This is a genomic window from Halomonas sp. B23F22_20 (genome assembly GCF_043496985.1).
Classification (GTDB): domain Bacteria; phylum Pseudomonadota; class Gammaproteobacteria; order Pseudomonadales; family Halomonadaceae; genus Halomonas.
The window spans coordinates 50609-68276 of sequence record NZ_JBIEKH010000013.1 but is presented as its reverse complement, the minus strand read 5'-3'; the positions used below and the strand labels follow the sequence as shown (position 1 = coordinate 68276).

Here is a 17668-nt window from a genome sequence, read left to right as displayed (position 1 = left end):
GCTCACATCAGCACGATGTCGTACTGCTCCTGGGAATAGTGGGATTCGACCTGGAAGCGAATGGTCTTGCCGATGAATTCCTCCAGGTCGGCCACCGCCGCGGACTCCTCATCGAGCAGCCGATCGACCACCGACTGGGCGGCCAGCACCGTGTAGGTCTCGGCGTTGTAGGCACGTTCCTCGCGCAGGATCTCGCGGAAGATCTCATAGCACACCGACTCAGGCGTCTTGAGGGTTCCACGGCCGTGGCAGGACGGGCAGGCCTCGCACAGCGTCTGTTCCAGACTCTCCCGGGTGCGCTTTCGCGTCACCTGCACCAGGCCCAGTTCGGTGATCCCGGTGCACTTGGTCTTGGCATGGTCGCGTTCCAGCGACTTTTCCAGCATCCGCAGCACCTGGCGCTGGTGCTCCGGGTCTTCCATGTCGATGAAATCGATGATGATGATGCCGCCAAGGTTGCGCAGCCGCAGCTGACGAGCGATGGCGGTGGCGGCCTCGAGGTTGGTCTTGAAGATGGTTTCCTCGAGATTGCGATGCCCCACGTAGCCACCGGTATTGACGTCGATAGTGGTCATCGCCTCGGTAGGATCGATGACCAGGTAGCCGCCGGACTTGAGCTGCACCTTGCGCCCCAACGCCTTCTGGATCTCGTCCTCGACGCTGAACAGGTCGAAGATCGGTCGCTCGCCGGCGTAGTGCTCGATGCGCTCCACTGCCGCGGGCATGAACTCCTCAGCGAACTCGAGCAGCTTGACGTGGTTCTCCCTGGAATCGATGCGCACCTTCTCGATGTCGTCGCGCATCACGTCGCGCAGGGTGCGCATGAACAGTGGCAGGTCGTCATAGATCACGCTGGGGGCCGAAGCCGTCACCTTGCGCTCGCTGACCTTGCGCCACAGCCGCAGCAGGAAGTACATGTCACCGGCCAGCTCCTCCTGGCTCACCCCTTCGGCAGCGGTGCGCACGATGAAGCCGCCGGTGATCTCGATGGTCTGCTCGGCCTGGGCGGTCTCGATGAGTTCGCGCAGTCGCTCACGTTCGCGCTCGTCCTCGATGCGCTGGGACACCCCGTTGTGCGGTGAGTCGGGCATGTAGACCAGATAACGCGACGGCACCGAGAGATGGGTGGTCAAACGCGCGCCCTTGGAGCCGATCGGGTCCTTGGTGACCTGCACCACCAGCGACTGCCCCTCATGAAGCAGTTGAGCGATGGAAACCTGTTCGTCGGCCGGGGTGCCCGGCGGCATCACCTCATGAGCATGGATGAAGGCGGCCCGCTCCAGGCCGATGTCGACGAAGGCGGCCTGCATGCCCGGCAGCACGCGGACCACCTTGCCCTTGTAGATATTGCCGACGATACCGCGGCGTCTGGCCCGCTCGATGAAGGCCTCCTGCAGCACGCCGTTCTCTACCACGGCGACGCGGGTCTCCATCGGGGTCAGGTTGATCAGTACTTCACCGCTCATGCGGAAATCCTTGTCCAGAGGAAACTCGTGGCATTATGACATAGCCCTGACTTAGCGTGACTCGTTGCTCAGCTCTCGGACCACAGGGGCACGCCCTGGCGAGTCAACAGCGCTGCAGTCTCGAACAGCGGCAGCCCGACCACCGCCGAATGACTGCCCTCGAGGCCTGACACGAAGATTGCCGCGCGCCCCTGGATCGCATAGCCACCGGCCTTGTCGGCAGGCTCTCCGGTCGCCCAGTAGGCGGCGATTTCGGCGTCTTCGATCACGCGCAGCGCCACCTGGGTGGGCACGCAGACGCTCAACATACCGGCCGGCCCGACGACCGCCACCGCCGTCAACACCCGATGAGCGCGACCGGACAGCGAGCGCAGCATGGCGGCGGCGTGATCACGGTCGCGCGGCTTGCCGAGGATCGCGCCATCGCACACCACGGCGGTGTCGGAACCCAGCGTCGGCAGCCTCGCGCCCACCGCACCGGCCCGCGCCTTCTCCTCGGCCAGGCGCAGCACATAGGCCTCGGGCGCCTCACCGGGGCACGGCGTCTCGTCGATCTCCACCGGGTGCACTTCGACCGGCACGCCTATCGACGCCAGCAGCTCGCGGCGACGCGGCGAGACGGAGGCCAGGCGGATCAGCGGTGTGTCACTCGTTTCATGCAACATGCGGGCCTCCGGACTCAGTTCTTGGCAGGGCGGCGCCGAAAGACGCTGAACAGGGTGGTCAGCCAGGGCCACAGTAGCGCCCCGATCACCGAGGGCAGCAGGAAGGAGAGATGAATCGCGAAAGGGCCCAGCAGAGTCCTGAGCCACTGTTCCACTAACTGCACCGTGCCCAACAGCACTAGAATCAATACCGCCTGCTGGAACAGCGAGTAAGCCCGGAAACGGGGATAGACCAGCGCGCACAGGAAGGCCAGCAACGATAACAGCAGAGCGTTTTGCCCGAGCGGTGCACCTTGAAGGAGATCCAGCAGGACCCCCAGCACGAAGCCGTGGAAGACCCCGACACGCTGCGGCACCTTCATGCACCAGTAGATCAGCATCAGGCCCAGCCAGTCCGGCCGCCAGATCTGCCAGCCGTCCGCCAGGGGCATCACTTGCAAGCACAGCGCCAGCAGCAGAGTCAGCCAGATCCAGGGCAGGCTCGCCTCGTAACGTGTCGCCATCAGTCGTCCTCCTCGACGGGCCCAATCACCTGCCGGGCGGCCTCGATCGCGATTGGATCGAGCGGCACTTGCCAGCCGCCGCGCCCCAGGGCCTCGGGCGGTTCCGGCGGGAACAGCAGCAGGAAGTGGCGAGCACGCTGCAGCTGGGCCACCGGACGAGCGTCAACCCGTGCGAAGGGTTCGCCCGGGTCGTGCACCACGGCGGTGACCCGCGCCACCGGGTAACCCGCCGGGAAGCGGCCCGCCAACCCTGAGGTCAACAGCAGGTCGCCCTCACGAATATCGGCGGTATCGGGCACGTGCAGGACGCTCAGGGTGTCGTACTGGCCGGTACCCTGAATGATGAAGCGCAGGCCGTTACGGTTGACCTGGATCGGCAACGCATGACTGGCGTCGGCCACCAGCAGCACTCGGCTGGCATAGGCCGACACCGAGGTCACCTGACCCACCAGCCCCGCGGCATCCATCACCGGCTGTCCGACGAACACGCCGTCACGACGACCGCGATCGATCACCATGCGATGACTGAAGGGATCCGGATCCAGCGACAGCAGCTCAGCGGTGATGTAGGGGATATCACGCTCGCGAGCGGCATCGAGCAGCTCGCGCAGCCGAACGTTCTCGGCGGTCAGGCTGGCCATGCGCTGAACCCGGTGCGAGAGCGTCAGGATCTGTTCGCGCAGCTGGCGATTCTCGTCCAGCAGTTCGCGCTGGTCCGAGAACGCCAGAGCCGCCCAGTTGAGGGCATCGCTTGGCAGGCTGACCAACCACTGGATGGGGGCCACCAGGGTGGACAGCTGGGCCCGCACGGGCTCCATGCGCGTGAAACGCAGATCGGCGAACATCAGGGTCCCGGCGAGAAGCGCGCACAGCAGCATGCGATAGCCCGGCACCGATCCATGCGAGAACAGGGGTTTGATGGCGTCCTCTCCCTATCTTCTTTCCGGCGTCGGCCTCATGCCGCGACGCATTGGCACGGCCATCGATAGGCCTCCGCCCGTCCTCACCGTATCTTGTTCCCGCGGGAGAGCGCTGATGTATGTCGCGAGCGATGAGAGGCTGGCGCCTAGCCTGGCCGCCGCCGGAGCACAGCGCCCGGATGTAGCCTGCCACATGAGACCGGGCCGTCGTGCCGGCACAGCCAGCGGCCAGGATGGTTAGGCTCGTTCCTGACGAACCTGCGCATTTCCCACCTCCCTGTGGGTCATCGAGCGCAGCAATGAAATCAGCGCTTTCCCAGGTCAGTCGCTGGAGAGCAACTCGAACGTATGCTGGTCGATCATCTCGAGTGCCTTGCCGCCGCCGCGGGCCACGCAGGTCAGCGGATCCTCGGCGACCACCACCGGCAACCCGGTCTCCTCGGCAATCAACTTGTCGAGATCGCGCAGCAGCGCACCGCCGCCGGTCAGCACCAGGCCGCGCTCGGCGATATCGGAGGCCAGCTCGGGGGGCGACTGCTCGAGCGCGCTCTTCACGGCAGCGACGATGGAGCCAAGGGTCTCCTGCAGCGCATCGAGGATTTCGTGGGAATTCAGGGTGAAGCTGCGCGGAATACCCTCGGCCAGGTTGCGGCCACGCACGTCGATCTCGCGCAGCTCGCCGCCGGGATAGGCGCAGCCGATCTCTTCCTTGATGCGCTCGGCGGTGGACTCACCGATCAGGCTGCCGTAGTGGCGGCGCACGTAGGCGATAATCGCCTCATCGAAGCGGTCGCCACCGACGCGGATGGATTCAGAGTAGACCACGCCATTGAGCGAGATGATGGCGATCTCGCTGGTGCCGCCGCCGATGTCGACGACCATCGAGCCCTGGGCCTCCTCGACCGGCAGGCCGGCGCCGATCGCCGCGGCCATCGGCTCCTCGATCAGGAACACCTCGCGGGCCCCGGCACCCTCGGCGGACTCCTTGATGGCACGACGCTCCACCTGGGTCGACATGCAGGGCACACAGACCAGCACCCGCGGGCTGGGCGTCAAAAAGGTACTCTGATGGACCTTGCGGATGAAGTACTGCAACATCTGCTCGGTAACGGTGAAGTCAGCGATGACGCCGTCCTTCATCGGCCGGATGGCGGTGATGTTGCCGGGGGTGCGACCGAGCATGCGCTTGGCGTCGGCGCCCACCGCAGCCACGCTGCGCATGTTGCCGGACTGGCGAATCGCCACCACCGACGGCTCGTCGAGCACGATGCCACGCCCGCGGACATAGATCAGCGTATTGGCCGTCCCCAGGTCGATCGACAGATCGCTGGAAAACAGCCCCCTCAAACGTTTGAACATGAAGTCGTTACCTAGTGCAGACCGGGAACCCTGTGCGGGGGCAAACCGTATCACTGCACCCCACGGGCGGCAAGCGCCACGCCACCGGCCCTGCCCGCCAAGCCGCGAATGTGGTACCTTCTGCGGTCTTTTCCCCCACCCTTTCGAGGACATCCGATCATGGCGCTTGAACACGCAGACGTTCTCAGGGCCGCCCATCTGGCCCGACTCGGCCTGGACGAGGGTGAGGCCGACCGCTATCTCGACGACCTGGGCCGCATCCTGGAGATGGTAGACCAGCTGCAGTCGCTCGACACCGATGGCGTCGACCCTCTGGCCCATCCGCTGGACGCCACCCAGCGCCTGCGCGCCGACGAGGTCACCGAGGGCGATCAGCGCGAGACCTTCCAGCGCTGTGCGCCAGCGGTGGAAAATGGCCTCTACCTGGTGCCGCGGGTCGTCGAATGACCGCCTCCTCTTTTCTTCGTCAATGACATGTCATCACGGAGCCCCGGCCCCATGCACGACCAGACACTGACCGGACTCGCCGCCGCCCTGGCCGCCGGCGAGTTCTCCAGCCGCGAGCTGACCGAGCACCTGCTCGCGCGCATCGAGCGCCATGACGGCGCCCTCAACAGCTTTATCACCGTCACCGGCGAACAGGCCCTGGCCGCCGCCGATGCCGCCGACGCCGCCCGTGCCCGCGGCGAGGCCGGCCCGCTGACCGGCTTGCCGCTGGCACTGAAGGACATCTTCTGCACCCAGGGCGTGAAGACCAGCTGCGGCTCGAAGATGCTCGACAACTTCACCGCGCCCTACGACGCCACGGTGGTCGAGAAGCTCGCCGCCGCCGGCACCGTGAGCCTCGGCAAGACCAACATGGACGAGTTCGCCATGGGCTCCTCCAACGAGAACAGCCACTACGGCCCGGTCAAGAACCCCTGGGATCTCGCCGCCGTGCCCGGCGGCAGCTCGGGCGGCAGCGCCGCCGCGGTGGCCGCCGGCCTGGTGCCGGCGGCATTGGGCACCGACACGGGCGGCTCGATCCGCCAGCCGGCGTCCTTCTGCGGGATCACCGGCCTCAAGCCCACCTATGGCCGCGTCTCCCGTTACGGCATGGTGGCCTACGCCTCGAGCCTCGACCAGGCCGGGCCCATGGCCCGCTCGGCCTCCGACTGCGCCCACCTGCTCAGCGCCATCGCCGGCCACGACCTGCGCGACTCCACCAGCGTGGCGCGCGGCGTGCCGGACTACGTCGAGGGCCTCGACGCGCCGCTGTCCGGCCTCAAGATCGGCCTGCCCAAGGAGTACTTCGGCGACGGCCTGTCCGCCGAGGTGGAAAGTGCGGTGCGCGAGGCGATCAAGGTCTATGAATCGCTCGGCGCCACGGTGCGCGAGGTCAGCCTGCCGCATACCCACTATGCGATCCCGGCGTATTATGTGATCGCCCCGGCCGAGGCCTCCTCCAACCTGTCGCGCTACGACGGCGTGCGCTTCGGCCATCGCTGCGAGAATCCGAGCGACCTGATCGACCTCTACAAGCGCAGCCGCGCCGAAGGCTTCGGCGAGGAGGTCAAGCGGCGCATCCTGATCGGCACCCACACCCTCTCCGAGGGCTTCTTCGATGCCTATTACAAGCAGGCGCAGAAGGTTCGCCGCCTGATTCGCCAGGACTTCCTCGACGCCTTCGAGGAGGTCGACGTACTGATGGGCCCGGCCTCGCCGACCCCGGCCTTCGACCTGGGCGCCAACAAGGATCCGGTATCGATGTACCTGCAGGACATCTACACCATCGCCGTCAACCTGGCCGGCATTCCCGGCATCAGCGTGCCGGCCGGCTTCGCCGGTCGGCGCCCGGTAGGCCTGCAGATACTGGGCACCCACTTCGCCGAAGCCCAGCTACTCAACGTCGCCCACCAGTTCCAGCAGGCCACCGACTGGCACCTGCGCCGTCCCGACCTCGCCGAGGAGACCGCCTGATGCAATGGGAAACCGTGATCGGGCTGGAGGTCCACGTCCAGCTCGCCACCCGCTCCAAGATCTTCTCCGGCGCCTCCACTGCCTTCGGCGCCGAGCCCAACACCCAGGCCTGCGCCGTCGACCTGGGCCTGCCGGGCGTGCTGCCAGTGCTCAACGAGCAAGCGGTGGCCATGGCCGTACAGTTCGGCCTGGGCATCCACGCCGAGATCCCCGAGGTCTCGGTGTTCGACCGCAAGAACTACTTCTATCCGGACCTGCCCAAGGGCTATCAGACCAGCCAGATGTACGAGCCGATCGTCGGCCCGGGCGAGGTCGAGATCCTGCTCGACGACGGCGAGAGCAAGCGCATCCGCGTGCACCACGCTCACCTCGAGGAGGACGCCGGCAAGTCGCTGCATGAGGACTTCCACGGCATGACCGGCATCGACCTCAACCGCGCCGGCACGCCGCTGCTGGAGATCGTCTCCGAACCCGACATGCGCAGCGCCAAGGAGGCGGCGGCTTACCTGAAGGCGATCCACTCCATCGTCACCTATCTCGGCATCAGCGACGGCAACATGGCCGAGGGCTCGATGCGCTGCGACGTCAACGTCTCGGTGCGCCCAAAGGGCCAGGAGGCCTTCGGCACTCGCGCCGAAATCAAGAACGTCAACTCCTTCCGCTTCGTCGAGCGCGCCATCGAGTTCGAGGTAGAGCGCCAGATCGAGCTGCTCGAGGACGGCGGAAAGGTGGTCCAGGAAACTCGCCTCTACGATCCCGAAGCCGACGAGACCCGCAGCATGCGCACCAAGGAGGAGGCCAACGACTACCGTTACTTCCCCTGCCCCGATCTGCTGCCGGTGGTGCTCGACCAGGCCTACGTCGACCATCTGCGCGGCAACCTGCCGGAGCTGCCGGCCGCCAAGCGCGAGCGCTTCCAGAGCGAGCTCGGCCTGTCCGCCTACGACGCCGGCGTGCTCTCGGCGAGCCGCGCCATGGCCGAGTACTTCGAACGGGTCCACGAGGTCTGCGGCGACGCCAAGCAGGCCGCCAACTGGGTCCAGGGCGAGCTGTCCGGCGCGCTGAACCGCGAGGGCCTGGCCATCGCCGACAGCCCGGTCTCGGCAGACCAGCTCGGCGGCCTCATCGTCCGAGTGATAGACGACACCATCAACGGCAAGGCCGCCAAGCAGGTCTTCCAGGCGCTGTGGAACGGCGAGGGCGGGAGCGAAAACAATAGCGCCGACGCCATCATCGACGCCAAGGGCCTCAAGCAGGTCACCGACACCGGCGCCATCGAGGCGATGATCGATCAGGTCATCGCCGACAGCCCGGCCCAAGTGGCCCAGTACCGCGACGCCGAACCCGACAAGCGCGGCAAGATGATCGGCTACTTCGTTGGCCAGGTGATGAAGGCCTCGCGCGGCACCGCCAATCCCCAGCAAGTCAACAAGCTGCTCAAGGAAAAGCTCGACGCCCTGTGCTGAGCACATCGGGCGGGCCTCACCGGCTCGCCCCGTCGACTTCAGAGGACGACCCATGGCAGAAGATGTCGGCGCGCGACTGCGCGCCCTGCGCAACCTGAGGGGCATCTCCCAGCGCGAGCTGGCCAAGCGCTGCGGCGTCACCCACTCCAGCCTGTCGCTGATCGAGCAGGGCAAGGTCAGCCCCTCGGTGAGCTCGCTGAAGAAGATCCTCGACGCCATTCCCATGAGCGTCGGCGACTTCTTCACCATGGACCTGGAGAGCCGCGACCAGGTGTTCTACTCGGCCGACGAACTGGCCGACGTGGGCACCGGCGACGTGATCTACAAGCTGGTGGGCGGCAACCGGGCGACCCGGGCGCTCAACTTCATGGTCGAGACCTATCCTTCGGGCGCCGACACCGGCCGCGAGATGATCGCCCACCAGGGCGAGGAAGCCGGCGTGGTGCTGGAGGGCGAGATCGAGATCACCATCGGTGCCGAGACCCGCGTGCTTGGCCCCGGCGAGGCCTACTACTTCGACACCAACGTCCCCCACCGCTTCCGCAACGTCGGCGAGGTCGCCTGCCGACTGGTCAGCTGCGCCACGCCCGCCCGCAGCTTCTGACACTCCCGGGCCGCGCCTAACCATCGCCACAGGCCGGCCCTACCCGGCCTCTCTACACCAACGCTCCTCGCTACCGGCATCTGCTTTGACAGCCATCGTTGCCGATGGGACTATTTGGAAACATTTTCCAGACATTTGAGGAGTGCCCATGCCTATCGTCAACATCCAGCTGATCGAAGGCCGCAGCGCCGAGCAGAAGGAGGCCTTGATCGAGAAGGTCACCGCCGCCTGCGTCGACAGCATCGACTGCACGCCGGAGAGCGTGCGAGTAGTACTCTCCGACGTGGCGATTCAGGACTTCGGCCTGTGCGGCGAGTCGGTCGCCAAGCGCCGTGCCGCCAAGGAAACAGCCTCCTGACCGGTCGCCCCTCCAGCGCAAAAAAGCCGGCCGCGGCGAGCCGTGGCCGGCAAGTCGAGGGGAACCTTTCCCCATCAGTGCTCGAGTCGCAGGCGCCCGTCAGGGCGCCAGGGTCATCCATACGCTCTTCAGATCGGAGTACTCCTCCAGCGAGTGGTGGGACTTGTCGCGGCCGTTGCCCGACTGCTTGACGCCGCCGAAGGGCACCGTCTGGTCCATGTCCGCCCAGTTGTTGACGAACACCTGCCCCGAGCGCAGCCGGCGCGTGACGCGCATGATGCGGTCGATGTCCTGGCTCCACAGCCCGGCCGCCAGGCCGTAGTCGCTGTCGTTGGCCAGCCGCACCGCCTCGTCCTCGCTGTCGAAGCCGAACACCGACAGCACCGGGCCGAAGATCTCCTCGCGGCCGATCGCCATGGCGTCGGTGACGCCGTCGAACACCGTCGGCGGAATGAACAGCCCCTTGCCCTCGATCGCGGTGGCCTCGCCGCCGGCGCGCAGGGTCGCGCCCTCCTCCACGCCGCGACGAATGTACTCGAGGATGCGGGCATGCTGGGTGTCATCGACGATCGCGCCCATAAAGCTCTTCGGGTCCAGCGGGTCGCCGGGCTGCATGCGCTCGGCGGCGGCCAGCACCTTGTCGACGAAGGCCTCGCGGATCGAATTCTCGACCAGCAGCCGCGAGCCGGCGATGCACACCTCGCCCTGGTTGTGGAAGATCGCCCCGGCGGCGTGTTCGGCGACCTTGTCCAGATCCTTGCAGTCGGCGAACACCAGGTTCGGGCTCTTGCCGCCGCACTCCAGGAACACCTTCTTGAGGTTCGACTGGCCGGCGTACTGCATCAGCTGTTTGCCGACCCCGGTGGAGCCGGTGAAGGCCAGGCAGTCGACGTCCATCGACAGCGCCAGCGCCTTGCCCACGGTGTGGCCGAAGCCCGGCAGCACCTGGAACACGCCCCGCGGCAGGCCGGCCTCGCGGGCCAGGCTGGCCAGGCGCAGCGCCGACAGCGGCGACTTCTCCGAGGGCTTCAAGATGACGCTGTTGCCGGCGGCCAGCGCCGGAGCGATCTTCCAGGCGGTCATCATCAGCGGGAAGTTCCACGGCACGATGGAGGCCACCACCCCCAGCGGCTCGCGCAGCACCAGGCCCAGGGCGTCGTTGCCGGTGGGCGCGACCTCGCCGTAGAGCTTGTCGATCGACTCGGCGTGGTGGCGCAGGCAGCCGATGGCGCCGGCCATGTCGCCCAGCGAGCTCGTCACCGGCTTGCCCATGTCCAGGGTGTCGAGCAGCGCCAGCTCGTGCTGGTGGGCCTCCATCAGCGCGGCGAGCCTGAGCAGCACGGCCTTGCGCTGGCCCGGGGCCAGGCGCGACCACTCGCTGCCCTCGAAGGCGCGCCGGGCGGCCGATACCGCCGCCTCGGCGTCGGCGGCATCGCAGCTCGCCACCTCGGCAAGCACCTCACCGGTGGCCGGATTGATGGTGGTCAGGGTCGCGCCGTCGGCGGCGTCGACGAAGGCGTCGTCGATATAGGCGCGGGTCTCGAGGCCTCGCTCGATCAGCGAGGCGGCCAGCGCCTGCCAGTCGGCGCGGGTCGTCGGGGCGGGGCTCATGCGCGAATCTCCTCTCGTGGGGCGGCGTCGGTCACCACATGTTCGGCCAGGCGCCGTGCGGTCTCGTCGAGCGCCTGGCGGGCCAGGCGCACCAGCTCGTCGATCTCGTTGTGGGTGATCACCAGGGGCGGCGAGATGATCATGGTATCGCCCACCGAGCGCATCACCAATCCGGCCTCGAAGCACAGGTCGCGACACAGATTGCCGGCGGACAGCGACTTGTCGAAGCGCGTGCCGGCGGCCTTGTCGGCGACCAGTTCCAATGCGCCCATCAGGCCCAGTGAGCGCGCCTCGCCGACGATGGGATGTTCGGCAAGCTCCGCCCAGCGCCGGGCCAGGTAGGGCCCCAGGTCCTCGCGCACGCGATCCACCACGCCCTCGGCCTCGAGCAGCTCCAGGTTCTTGAGCGCCACGGCCGCGCAGGTGGGATGCCCCGAGTAGGTGAAGCCGTGGAAGAACTCGCCGCCCTCCTCGATCAGGGTATCGGCCACCCGGTCGCCGACCAGCACGCCGCCGATCGGCAAATAGCCCGAGGAGAGCCCCTTGGCGATCGGCATCAGGTCCGGCTCCAGCCCGAAATGCTGGCTGCCGAACCACTCGCCGAGACGACCGAAGCCGCAGATCACTTCGTCGGCAACCAGCAGGATGTCGTACTTGGCCAGCACCTCCTGCACCGCCGGCCAGTAGCTTGCGGGGGGCATGATGGCGCCGCCGGCGCCCTGTACCGGCTCGGCAATGAAGGCGGCGACGTTCTCCTCACCGAGCTCGAGAATCTTGTCTTCCAGCGCCGCGGCGCACTGGCGGCCGAAGGCCTCCGGCGACAGGTCGCGCCCCCGCCCTTCACCAAACCAATAGGGCTGAGCGACGTGGGCGATCTCGGGCACGCAGGGCCCACCCTGGTCATGCATGGGTGCCATGCCGCCGAGGCTCATGCCGGCCACGGTGGAGCCGTGGTAGCCGTTCTCGCGACCGATGATCCAGCGCTTGCCGGGACGGCCCTTGAGCGCCCAGTAACGCCGCACCATTCGCAGCACCGTATCGTTGGCCTCGGAGCCCGAGCCGGTGAAGAAGACATGATTGACGTGTGCCGGGGCGAGCTCGCAGAGCTTCTCGGCCAGCTTGAGCGCCGGCGGATGGGTCGTCTTGAAGAAAGTGTTGTAGTAGGGCAGCTGCTCGAGCTGGGCCGTCGCCGCCTCCACCAGCTCCCGGCGGCCGTAGCCCAGGTTCACGCACCACAGCCCGGCCATGCCGTCGAGGATCCGATGCCCTTCGCTGTCATGGATGTAGACGCCTTCGGCGTGGGTGACGACTCGGCTGCCCTCCTCGCCCAGCGCCTTGAAGTCGGTGAACGGATGAAGGTGATGGGCACGGTCGCGGGCCTGGTATTGCGGTGTCTGCATGATGATTCTCCTTGATGACACGCCGGTGGGGGCGCGGCCGATCAGGCCGGGATCGCGGTCGAGGCACCGACGTGCGCATGGTCGCGGCAGGCCTCGGCGAAGCCGCGAAAGATGGCGTCATAGAGCGGATGCTCACGAGGCTGCCACTCGGGGTGCCACTGCACGGCCAGGGTGAAGCCTGGCGCATCGGTCACCGAAATGGCTTCGACCAGTCCGTCCGGCGCCTGGGCCTCGGCGGTCAGGCCCTCGCCGAGACGGTCGATGCCCTGCTGGTGCAAGGAGTTGACCCGCGACACGGGCTCGGCATACAGCGCCGCCAGGCGCCCGCCGGGGCGGATCGACAGTTCGTGCACCGGGGCGTACTGTGCCGCCCGCTCACCCGCCGGCTCGCGGTGATCGAGCATGCCGGGTACGTCCTGCACCGCCTGGTGGAGGCTGCCGCCGAAGGCCACGTTGAGCTCCTGGAAACCGCGGCAGATGCCCAGCAGCGGCAGGCCGAGATCCAGCGCCGCCGGCACCCAGGCCATGGCGGCGGCATCGCGATGGCGATCGTCTCGGGTATTCTCGGGGGCACGCTCGGCGCCGTAGCGGCCCGGCTCCACGTTGGTATAGCTGCCGGTCAGCACCAGGCCGTCCAGGCGCGACAGCAGCGGCGTCACGCCGGCGGCGTCGAGATCCTCCCAGACGGGCAGGATGATCGGCTCGAGCCCATAGTCGCGCAGGGCGCTCAGGTACTTGTCGGTGACCATATGGGCGGGATGCCCCTCCACCTCGCGGCGACAGGCGATCACTCCCACCAGGGGTCGGCTCTGCATGGCAGCCTCCTCAAACGGCATGACAGGGAAGTTGTTATGGTTTGCTCAACATAACTCGGTTGATTAATCTTGCCAACCCACCAAAGATGTAGATGCCATATAACTCACACCAAATATCTGATTTTTAACATCTAAATCTCTAAAAACCAGAGCTGAAGACGCCCCTTCATGCCAACCTGGCCGTAAAAAATTTGACAACAAATACGAACACCCTCAATGATGACAGCCATGCCAACGTCCGAAGGAAACAGGTGTCATCATGCCCTCTCACCCCGCCGACGAAGCCCGTGATTTCCTGGCGCGTCACCCCGACGTCGCCAGCATCGACCTGCTGATCAGCGACCTCAACGGCGTGATGCGCGGCAAGCGCATCCCCCGCGACAATCTGGAAAAGGCCTACGAGAACGGCGTCAACCTGCCGGCCTCGGTGTTCGCCCTGGACATCCTCGGCAACACGGTAGAGGCCACCGGCCTGGGGCTGGACACCGGCGACGGCGATCGGGTCTGCCGCCCCGTGCCGGGCACCCTGATGACGACACCCTGGCTGCGCCAGGGACGTCAGGCCCAGCTGCTGATGACCATGGAAGACAGCGACGGCAGCCCCTACCCCATCGATCCGCGCCAGGTCCTCAGCGGCGTGCTCGAACGCCTGCGACGCGGCGGCCTCAATCCGGTGATTGCGGTGGAGCTTGAGTTCTACCTGGTCGACCGTGCGCGGGATGCGCTGGGCATGGCTCAGCCGCCCTGTTCACCGGCCAACGGCGAGCGCGCCACCCACAGCCAGCTCTACTCGATCAGCGAGCTCGACGAGTACGCGGACTTCCTCGAAGACATCCACAGTGCGGCCGAGGCCCAGTCCCTGCCGCTGGACACCGCCCTGAAGGAGTGCGCACCGGGGCAGTTCGAGATCAACCTGATCCACTGCGACGATGCCCTGGCGGCCTGCGACAGCGCCGTGCTGCTCAAGCGTCTGATCAAGGGCGTCGCCCTGCAGCACGGCTTCGAGGCCACCTTCATGGCCAAGCCCTATGGCGACGAGGCAGGCAACGGCACCCATGTGCATATCAGCCTGCTCGACGAGAGCGGCCACAACGTCTTCGCCGCCGAGGACGGCGACCCGCTGGGCACCCCGGCGCTCAAGCACGCGGTGGCCGGGCTGCTGGAAACGATGCCCGCTTCCATGGCGCTGTTCGCCCCCAACCTCAACTCCTTCCGCCGCTTCCAGCCGGGGCTCTACGTGCCCATGGCACCGACCTGGGGCTTCGACAACCGCTCGGTGGCGGTGCGCATCCCCTCCGGTCCCAACGTTGCGCGGCGCCTCGAGCACCGCGTCGCCGGCGCGGACGCCAATCCCTACCTGCTGGTGGCGACCCTGCTGGCGGCCATCGACCACGGGCTGCGCCAGCAGTTGACACCCCCGGCGGCGATCACCGGCAACGCCTACGATCAGGTCGCCCCCAGCCTGACCAACAGCTGGAGCCAGGCCCTGACCCTGCTGGAAGACAGCGACGCGCTCACCGAGGCCCTGGGCCCTGAGTTCCTGCACGTCTTCCTCGCCAACCGCCGCGCCGAGCGCGACCAGGCCATGCAGGCAGTGAGCAAGCTGGAGTACGACTGGTATCTGCGCCACGTCTAGGCCGTGACCGCCGCCCCGGGTCGGCCCGACGCCGCTCCGGGGACGTCAACGCCGTCCTCCGTCTGGCCATCCGCCAGACCCCATCGAGAGAACATCGACCGCGGGAAGCCCAAGGGCTTCCCCAGGGCCCCGGCGTGCCCGCGCCGGGCCACCGACAACGACCCGAGGCCCCTCCGGGCCTGCCGCGACTCACAACACCACAACGTCACAACACCAAAACGGAGGTCGTCATGAGTGCCCCCCAACCCTCGCCACATCCCTTTTCGCCCTCTCTGCCCGCCCGCGACGGCACCGGCCGCACCTTGCTGCTGGTGCTCGCCGTGCTGGCCACGGTCGGCGTCCTGACGCTGACCCACGAGCCGGGCAGCGACTTCGGCTGGGCCAGCCTGGTGCCCTCGCTGATCGTGCTGGTGGTGGCCATCGCCACCCATCGCACCCTGGAGGCACTGGCCATCGGCGCGCTGTCCGGGCTGGTCATGCTGCAGCCGGAAGACTTCGTCGGCGAGCTGGCCGACATCTCGCTGTCGGTGATGATGAACGAGACCATCGCCTGGCTGATCCTGGTCTGCGGCCTGATGGGCGGCTTCATCGCCATGCTCGAGAAGTCCGGTTGCACCCTGAGCTTCAGCCACTTCATGACCCGGCTGGTCAAGACCCGTCGCCAGTCGATGCTCAGCACCGCGGCACTGGGCGTGCTGATCTTCATCGACGACTATCTCAACGCCCTGGCCACCTCGGCGGCCATGAAGCGCCTCACCGACCGCTTCGGCGTGTCCCGCGAGAAGCTGGCCTACATCGTCGATTCCACCGCGGCGCCGATCTGCATCCTGGTGCCGATCTCCACCTGGGCGGTGTACTTCGCCGAGCTGCTGGAGACCAACGGCGCCACCGAGGGACCGGGCATGGGCCTCTACATCGCCTCCATCCCCTTCATGCTCTACGGCTGGGTGGCCATGGGCCTGGTGCTGCTGGTGGCCAGCGGCAAGCTGCCCGACCTGGGCCCGATGAAGGCCGCCGAAGCTCGCGCCCGAGCCGGCCAGCCGATCCCCGACGGCGCCCCTGACGCGGCGCTGGACGACACGACGCCGACCCAGTCGCCGTGGCGCGGCGTGTTCAACTTCGTAGCCCCCATGGCGGTGCTGATCGGCGCCAGCGCCTACTTCGAGATCGACCTGCTCAAGGGCGTGATGGTCGCTACCCTGTTCACCCTGGTGCTCTATCTCGTTCAGCGCCTGGCCACCTTCGCCAGCCTGATGGACGGCATCATGGACGGCTTTCGCACCATGATGCTGCCGCTGGCCATCGTCGCCGTGGGCTTCGTGCTGCGCGAGGTCAACGACCAGCTCGGTATGACCCAGTTCATGATCGACGCCCTCGCGCCCTACCTGACGCCGGCGTTGCTGCCCGCCCTGGTGTTCGTTTCCATGGCCGTGGTGGTGTTCGCCACCGGCTCCTCCTGGGGCGTGTTCGTGATCTCGATCCCCATCGTAGTGCCCATGGCCCAGCACATGGACGCGCCGATGCCGCTGGTGGTGGGCGCCCTGCTGTCGGCCTCGAGCTTCGGCAGCCATGCCTGTTTCTTCTCCGACTCCTCGGTGCTGTCCTCCCAGGGCAGCGGCTGCCTGCCGATGCAGCACGGCCTGACCCAGTTCCCCTACGCGCTGCTCGGCGCCCTGGTCACCGCCGCCGGCTTCCTGGCACTGGGCTACGCCCTGACCTGAATCCGGTCCAGAGCCTCGTCTCTCCCGTTGCGCGGCGCCCCGGCGCCGCGCTTTTTTCAGTCCGGCAGCAGCGCCTCGACCCCCTCCACCTCACCGCAGCGATCCGGCGAATAGCCCGGCAGCTCGGCCACCGCCGCCTGAAAGGCCTCCCCGGCCAGCACCTGGCACAGCGACTTGAGCTTCGGCTCGGCCAGGCTGCGACGGTGGCAGACCAGCAGATAGTCCTCCAGCGCCAGCGGCACGAACTCGAGGCCGAAGCGCCGCGCCGCCGCCTCCACGCCGAAGCCCGCATCCGCCATCCCCGCGGCGACATAGGCCGCCACCGCCGAATGGGTGTATTCCTCCAGCTCGTAGCCACGAATCCGCTTCGTCGAGAGCCCGGCATCCGTGAGCAGCCCGTCCAGCAACGCCCGGGTGCCAGACGCCACCTGGCGGTTGATGAAGCGCAGCTCGTCCCGCACCAGGTCCGTTAGCCCCTTCACGCCCAGCGGATTGCCCGGCGCCACCATCAGTCCCTGGCGACGGGTGATAAAGCGCAGGACGCGATAACTCCGCGGCTTCAGCAGGTCGCGATACTCCCGGCTGACCCGGCGGCCGACCTCTCCGTGGGGCAGGTGAAAGCCGGCCAGGTCGCAGGCGCCGCGATGCAGCGCCGCCAGGGCCTCGCGCGGGCTGCAGTACTGCAGGTCGAGGCGCAGTTCGTCGAGGTGTTCCGGCAGCAGCTCGACGGCATAGCCATGGCTGGCATGCAGCCTCAGCACCGGCCTGACGCCCTCCAGGGTCTGCTGGATGGCCAGGTTGAGCTCCGACCCCAGGCTCTCCAGCTGGGGCCCGAGCCGGGCGATCACCCGCTGTTCGGCCCACAGCAGCTTCTCGCCCAGCGGCGAAAGCCGCGCCCCCTTGCCCCGCTCCAGCTCGACCAGCGCAATGCCGAAGAACTCCCCCCACTTGTTGAGCAGGTTCCAGGCATGACGATAGGAGATGCCGACGGTCTCGGCGGCCCGGGTGAGCTTGCCGTGCCGGTGTACCGCCTCGAGCAGGCCGAACAGCTTGGGATCGAGTTGGTTGCCGGTCTCGTCGCTGAAGTACCAGGCCGGCGTGATGCGGATACGCTTCATGTGAAGAAAGTTTCATATTTTGCCATCGAGATACCAATGCTAGCTTTATACGCACCGTGACGCACGC

General features: G+C 67.2%; 16 protein-coding genes. 7 read left to right on the top strand and 9 right to left on the bottom strand.

The features are described 5' to 3' along the window. Positions 1 to 2 precede the first annotated feature (2 nt). From rng to ACGTN6_RS12295, 5 genes are all read right to left on the bottom strand, one after another. The gene (rng, locus tag ACGTN6_RS12315) at positions 3 to 1466 is read right to left on the bottom strand and encodes a ribonuclease G (protein WP_394591921.1); all 1464 of its coding nucleotides are present in this window, start codon (positions 1464 to 1466) and stop codon (positions 3 to 5) included. 68 nt (positions 1467 to 1534) lie between these two features. Then, positions 1535 to 2131: a Maf family protein gene (locus tag ACGTN6_RS12310; RefSeq protein WP_394591920.1), complete on the bottom strand. Its 597-nt coding sequence runs from the start codon at positions 2129 to 2131 to the stop codon at positions 1535 to 1537. A gap of 14 nt (positions 2132 to 2145) precedes the next feature. After that, positions 2146 to 2634 carry a rod shape-determining protein MreD gene (gene mreD / locus ACGTN6_RS12305; protein WP_394591918.1) on the bottom strand — a complete coding sequence of 163 codons (489 nt, stop codon included), beginning with the start codon at positions 2632 to 2634 and terminating at the stop codon, positions 2146 to 2148. Beyond that, positions 2634 to 3512 carry a rod shape-determining protein MreC gene (mreC, locus tag ACGTN6_RS12300; protein WP_394591916.1) on the bottom strand — a complete coding sequence of 293 codons (879 nt, stop codon included), beginning with the start codon at positions 3510 to 3512 and terminating at the stop codon, positions 2634 to 2636. Before mreC ends, mreD begins: the two co-directional genes overlap by 1 nt. A gap of 363 nt (positions 3513 to 3875) precedes the next feature. After that, positions 3876 to 4913: a rod shape-determining protein gene (locus tag ACGTN6_RS12295; RefSeq protein ID WP_016854442.1), complete on the bottom strand. Its 1038-nt coding sequence runs from the start codon at positions 4911 to 4913 to the stop codon at positions 3876 to 3878. A 159-nt stretch (positions 4914 to 5072) separates the two neighbouring features. Here ACGTN6_RS12295 and gatC point away from each other — a divergent pair, with 159 nt between their 5' ends. The 5 genes from gatC to ACGTN6_RS12270 all read left to right on the top strand — a co-directional run bounded on the left by gatC (position 5073) and on the right by ACGTN6_RS12270 (position 9300). Continuing rightward, positions 5073 to 5360 (top strand): Asp-tRNA(Asn)/Glu-tRNA(Gln) amidotransferase subunit GatC, encoded by a 288-nt coding sequence (gene gatC / locus ACGTN6_RS12290; protein WP_394591913.1) that lies wholly within the window; start codon positions 5073 to 5075, stop codon positions 5358 to 5360. Between the two features lie 51 nt (positions 5361 to 5411). Next, entirely contained in the window at positions 5412 to 6872 is a 1461-nt protein-coding gene (gatA, locus tag ACGTN6_RS12285; protein ID WP_394591912.1) for an Asp-tRNA(Asn)/Glu-tRNA(Gln) amidotransferase subunit GatA, read from the top strand. Next, positions 6872 to 8338: an Asp-tRNA(Asn)/Glu-tRNA(Gln) amidotransferase subunit GatB gene (gatB, locus tag ACGTN6_RS12280; RefSeq protein WP_394591910.1), complete on the top strand. Its 1467-nt coding sequence runs from the start codon at positions 6872 to 6874 to the stop codon at positions 8336 to 8338. The genes gatA and gatB overlap by 1 nt, the downstream gene beginning before the upstream one ends. Before the next feature lie 52 nt (positions 8339 to 8390). Further along, the gene (locus ACGTN6_RS12275) at positions 8391 to 8942 is read left to right on the top strand and encodes a cupin domain-containing protein (RefSeq protein WP_394591908.1); all 552 of its coding nucleotides are present in this window, start codon (positions 8391 to 8393) and stop codon (positions 8940 to 8942) included. A gap of 148 nt (positions 8943 to 9090) precedes the next feature. After that, positions 9091 to 9300: a tautomerase family protein gene (locus ACGTN6_RS12270; protein WP_183389367.1), complete on the top strand. Its 210-nt coding sequence runs from the start codon at positions 9091 to 9093 to the stop codon at positions 9298 to 9300. Between the two features lie 99 nt (positions 9301 to 9399). On the opposite strand, the gene ACGTN6_RS12265 is transcribed toward ACGTN6_RS12270, so the two are convergent. The 3 genes from ACGTN6_RS12265 to ACGTN6_RS12255 are packed head-to-tail and all read right to left on the bottom strand — an operon-like array spanning position 9400 to position 13126. Next, on the bottom strand, positions 9400 to 10911 hold the full coding sequence (locus tag ACGTN6_RS12265) for an aldehyde dehydrogenase (RefSeq protein WP_394591906.1): 1512 nt from the start codon (positions 10909 to 10911) through the stop codon (positions 9400 to 9402). Next, complete coding sequence (locus tag ACGTN6_RS12260) at positions 10908 to 12311, bottom strand: aspartate aminotransferase family protein (protein WP_394591904.1); 1404 nt, start codon at positions 12309 to 12311, stop codon at positions 10908 to 10910. Before ACGTN6_RS12260 ends, ACGTN6_RS12265 begins: the two co-directional genes overlap by 4 nt. A 41-nt stretch (positions 12312 to 12352) precedes the next feature. Then, the gene (locus ACGTN6_RS12255) at positions 12353 to 13126 is read right to left on the bottom strand and encodes a gamma-glutamyl-gamma-aminobutyrate hydrolase family protein (protein ID WP_394591902.1); all 774 of its coding nucleotides are present in this window, start codon (positions 13124 to 13126) and stop codon (positions 12353 to 12355) included. Positions 13127 to 13385: 259 nt separating this feature from the next. Here ACGTN6_RS12255 and ACGTN6_RS12250 point away from each other — a divergent pair, with 259 nt between their 5' ends. Together ACGTN6_RS12250 and ACGTN6_RS12245 are read left to right on the top strand one after the other, a co-directional pair. Further along, positions 13386 to 14762 (top strand): glutamine synthetase family protein, encoded by a 1377-nt coding sequence (locus ACGTN6_RS12250; protein ID WP_394591900.1) that lies wholly within the window; start codon positions 13386 to 13388, stop codon positions 14760 to 14762. A 230-nt stretch (positions 14763 to 14992) separates the two neighbouring features. Beyond that, positions 14993 to 16483 (top strand): Na+/H+ antiporter NhaC family protein, encoded by a 1491-nt coding sequence (locus ACGTN6_RS12245; RefSeq protein ID WP_394591898.1) that lies wholly within the window; start codon positions 14993 to 14995, stop codon positions 16481 to 16483. A 56-nt stretch (positions 16484 to 16539) separates the two neighbouring features. Here the strand turns inward: ACGTN6_RS12245 and ACGTN6_RS12240 are convergent, their stop codons facing one another. Further along, entirely contained in the window at positions 16540 to 17601 is a 1062-nt protein-coding gene (locus ACGTN6_RS12240; RefSeq protein WP_394591896.1) for a substrate-binding domain-containing protein, read from the bottom strand. Positions 17602 to 17668: the final 67 nt, after the last annotated feature.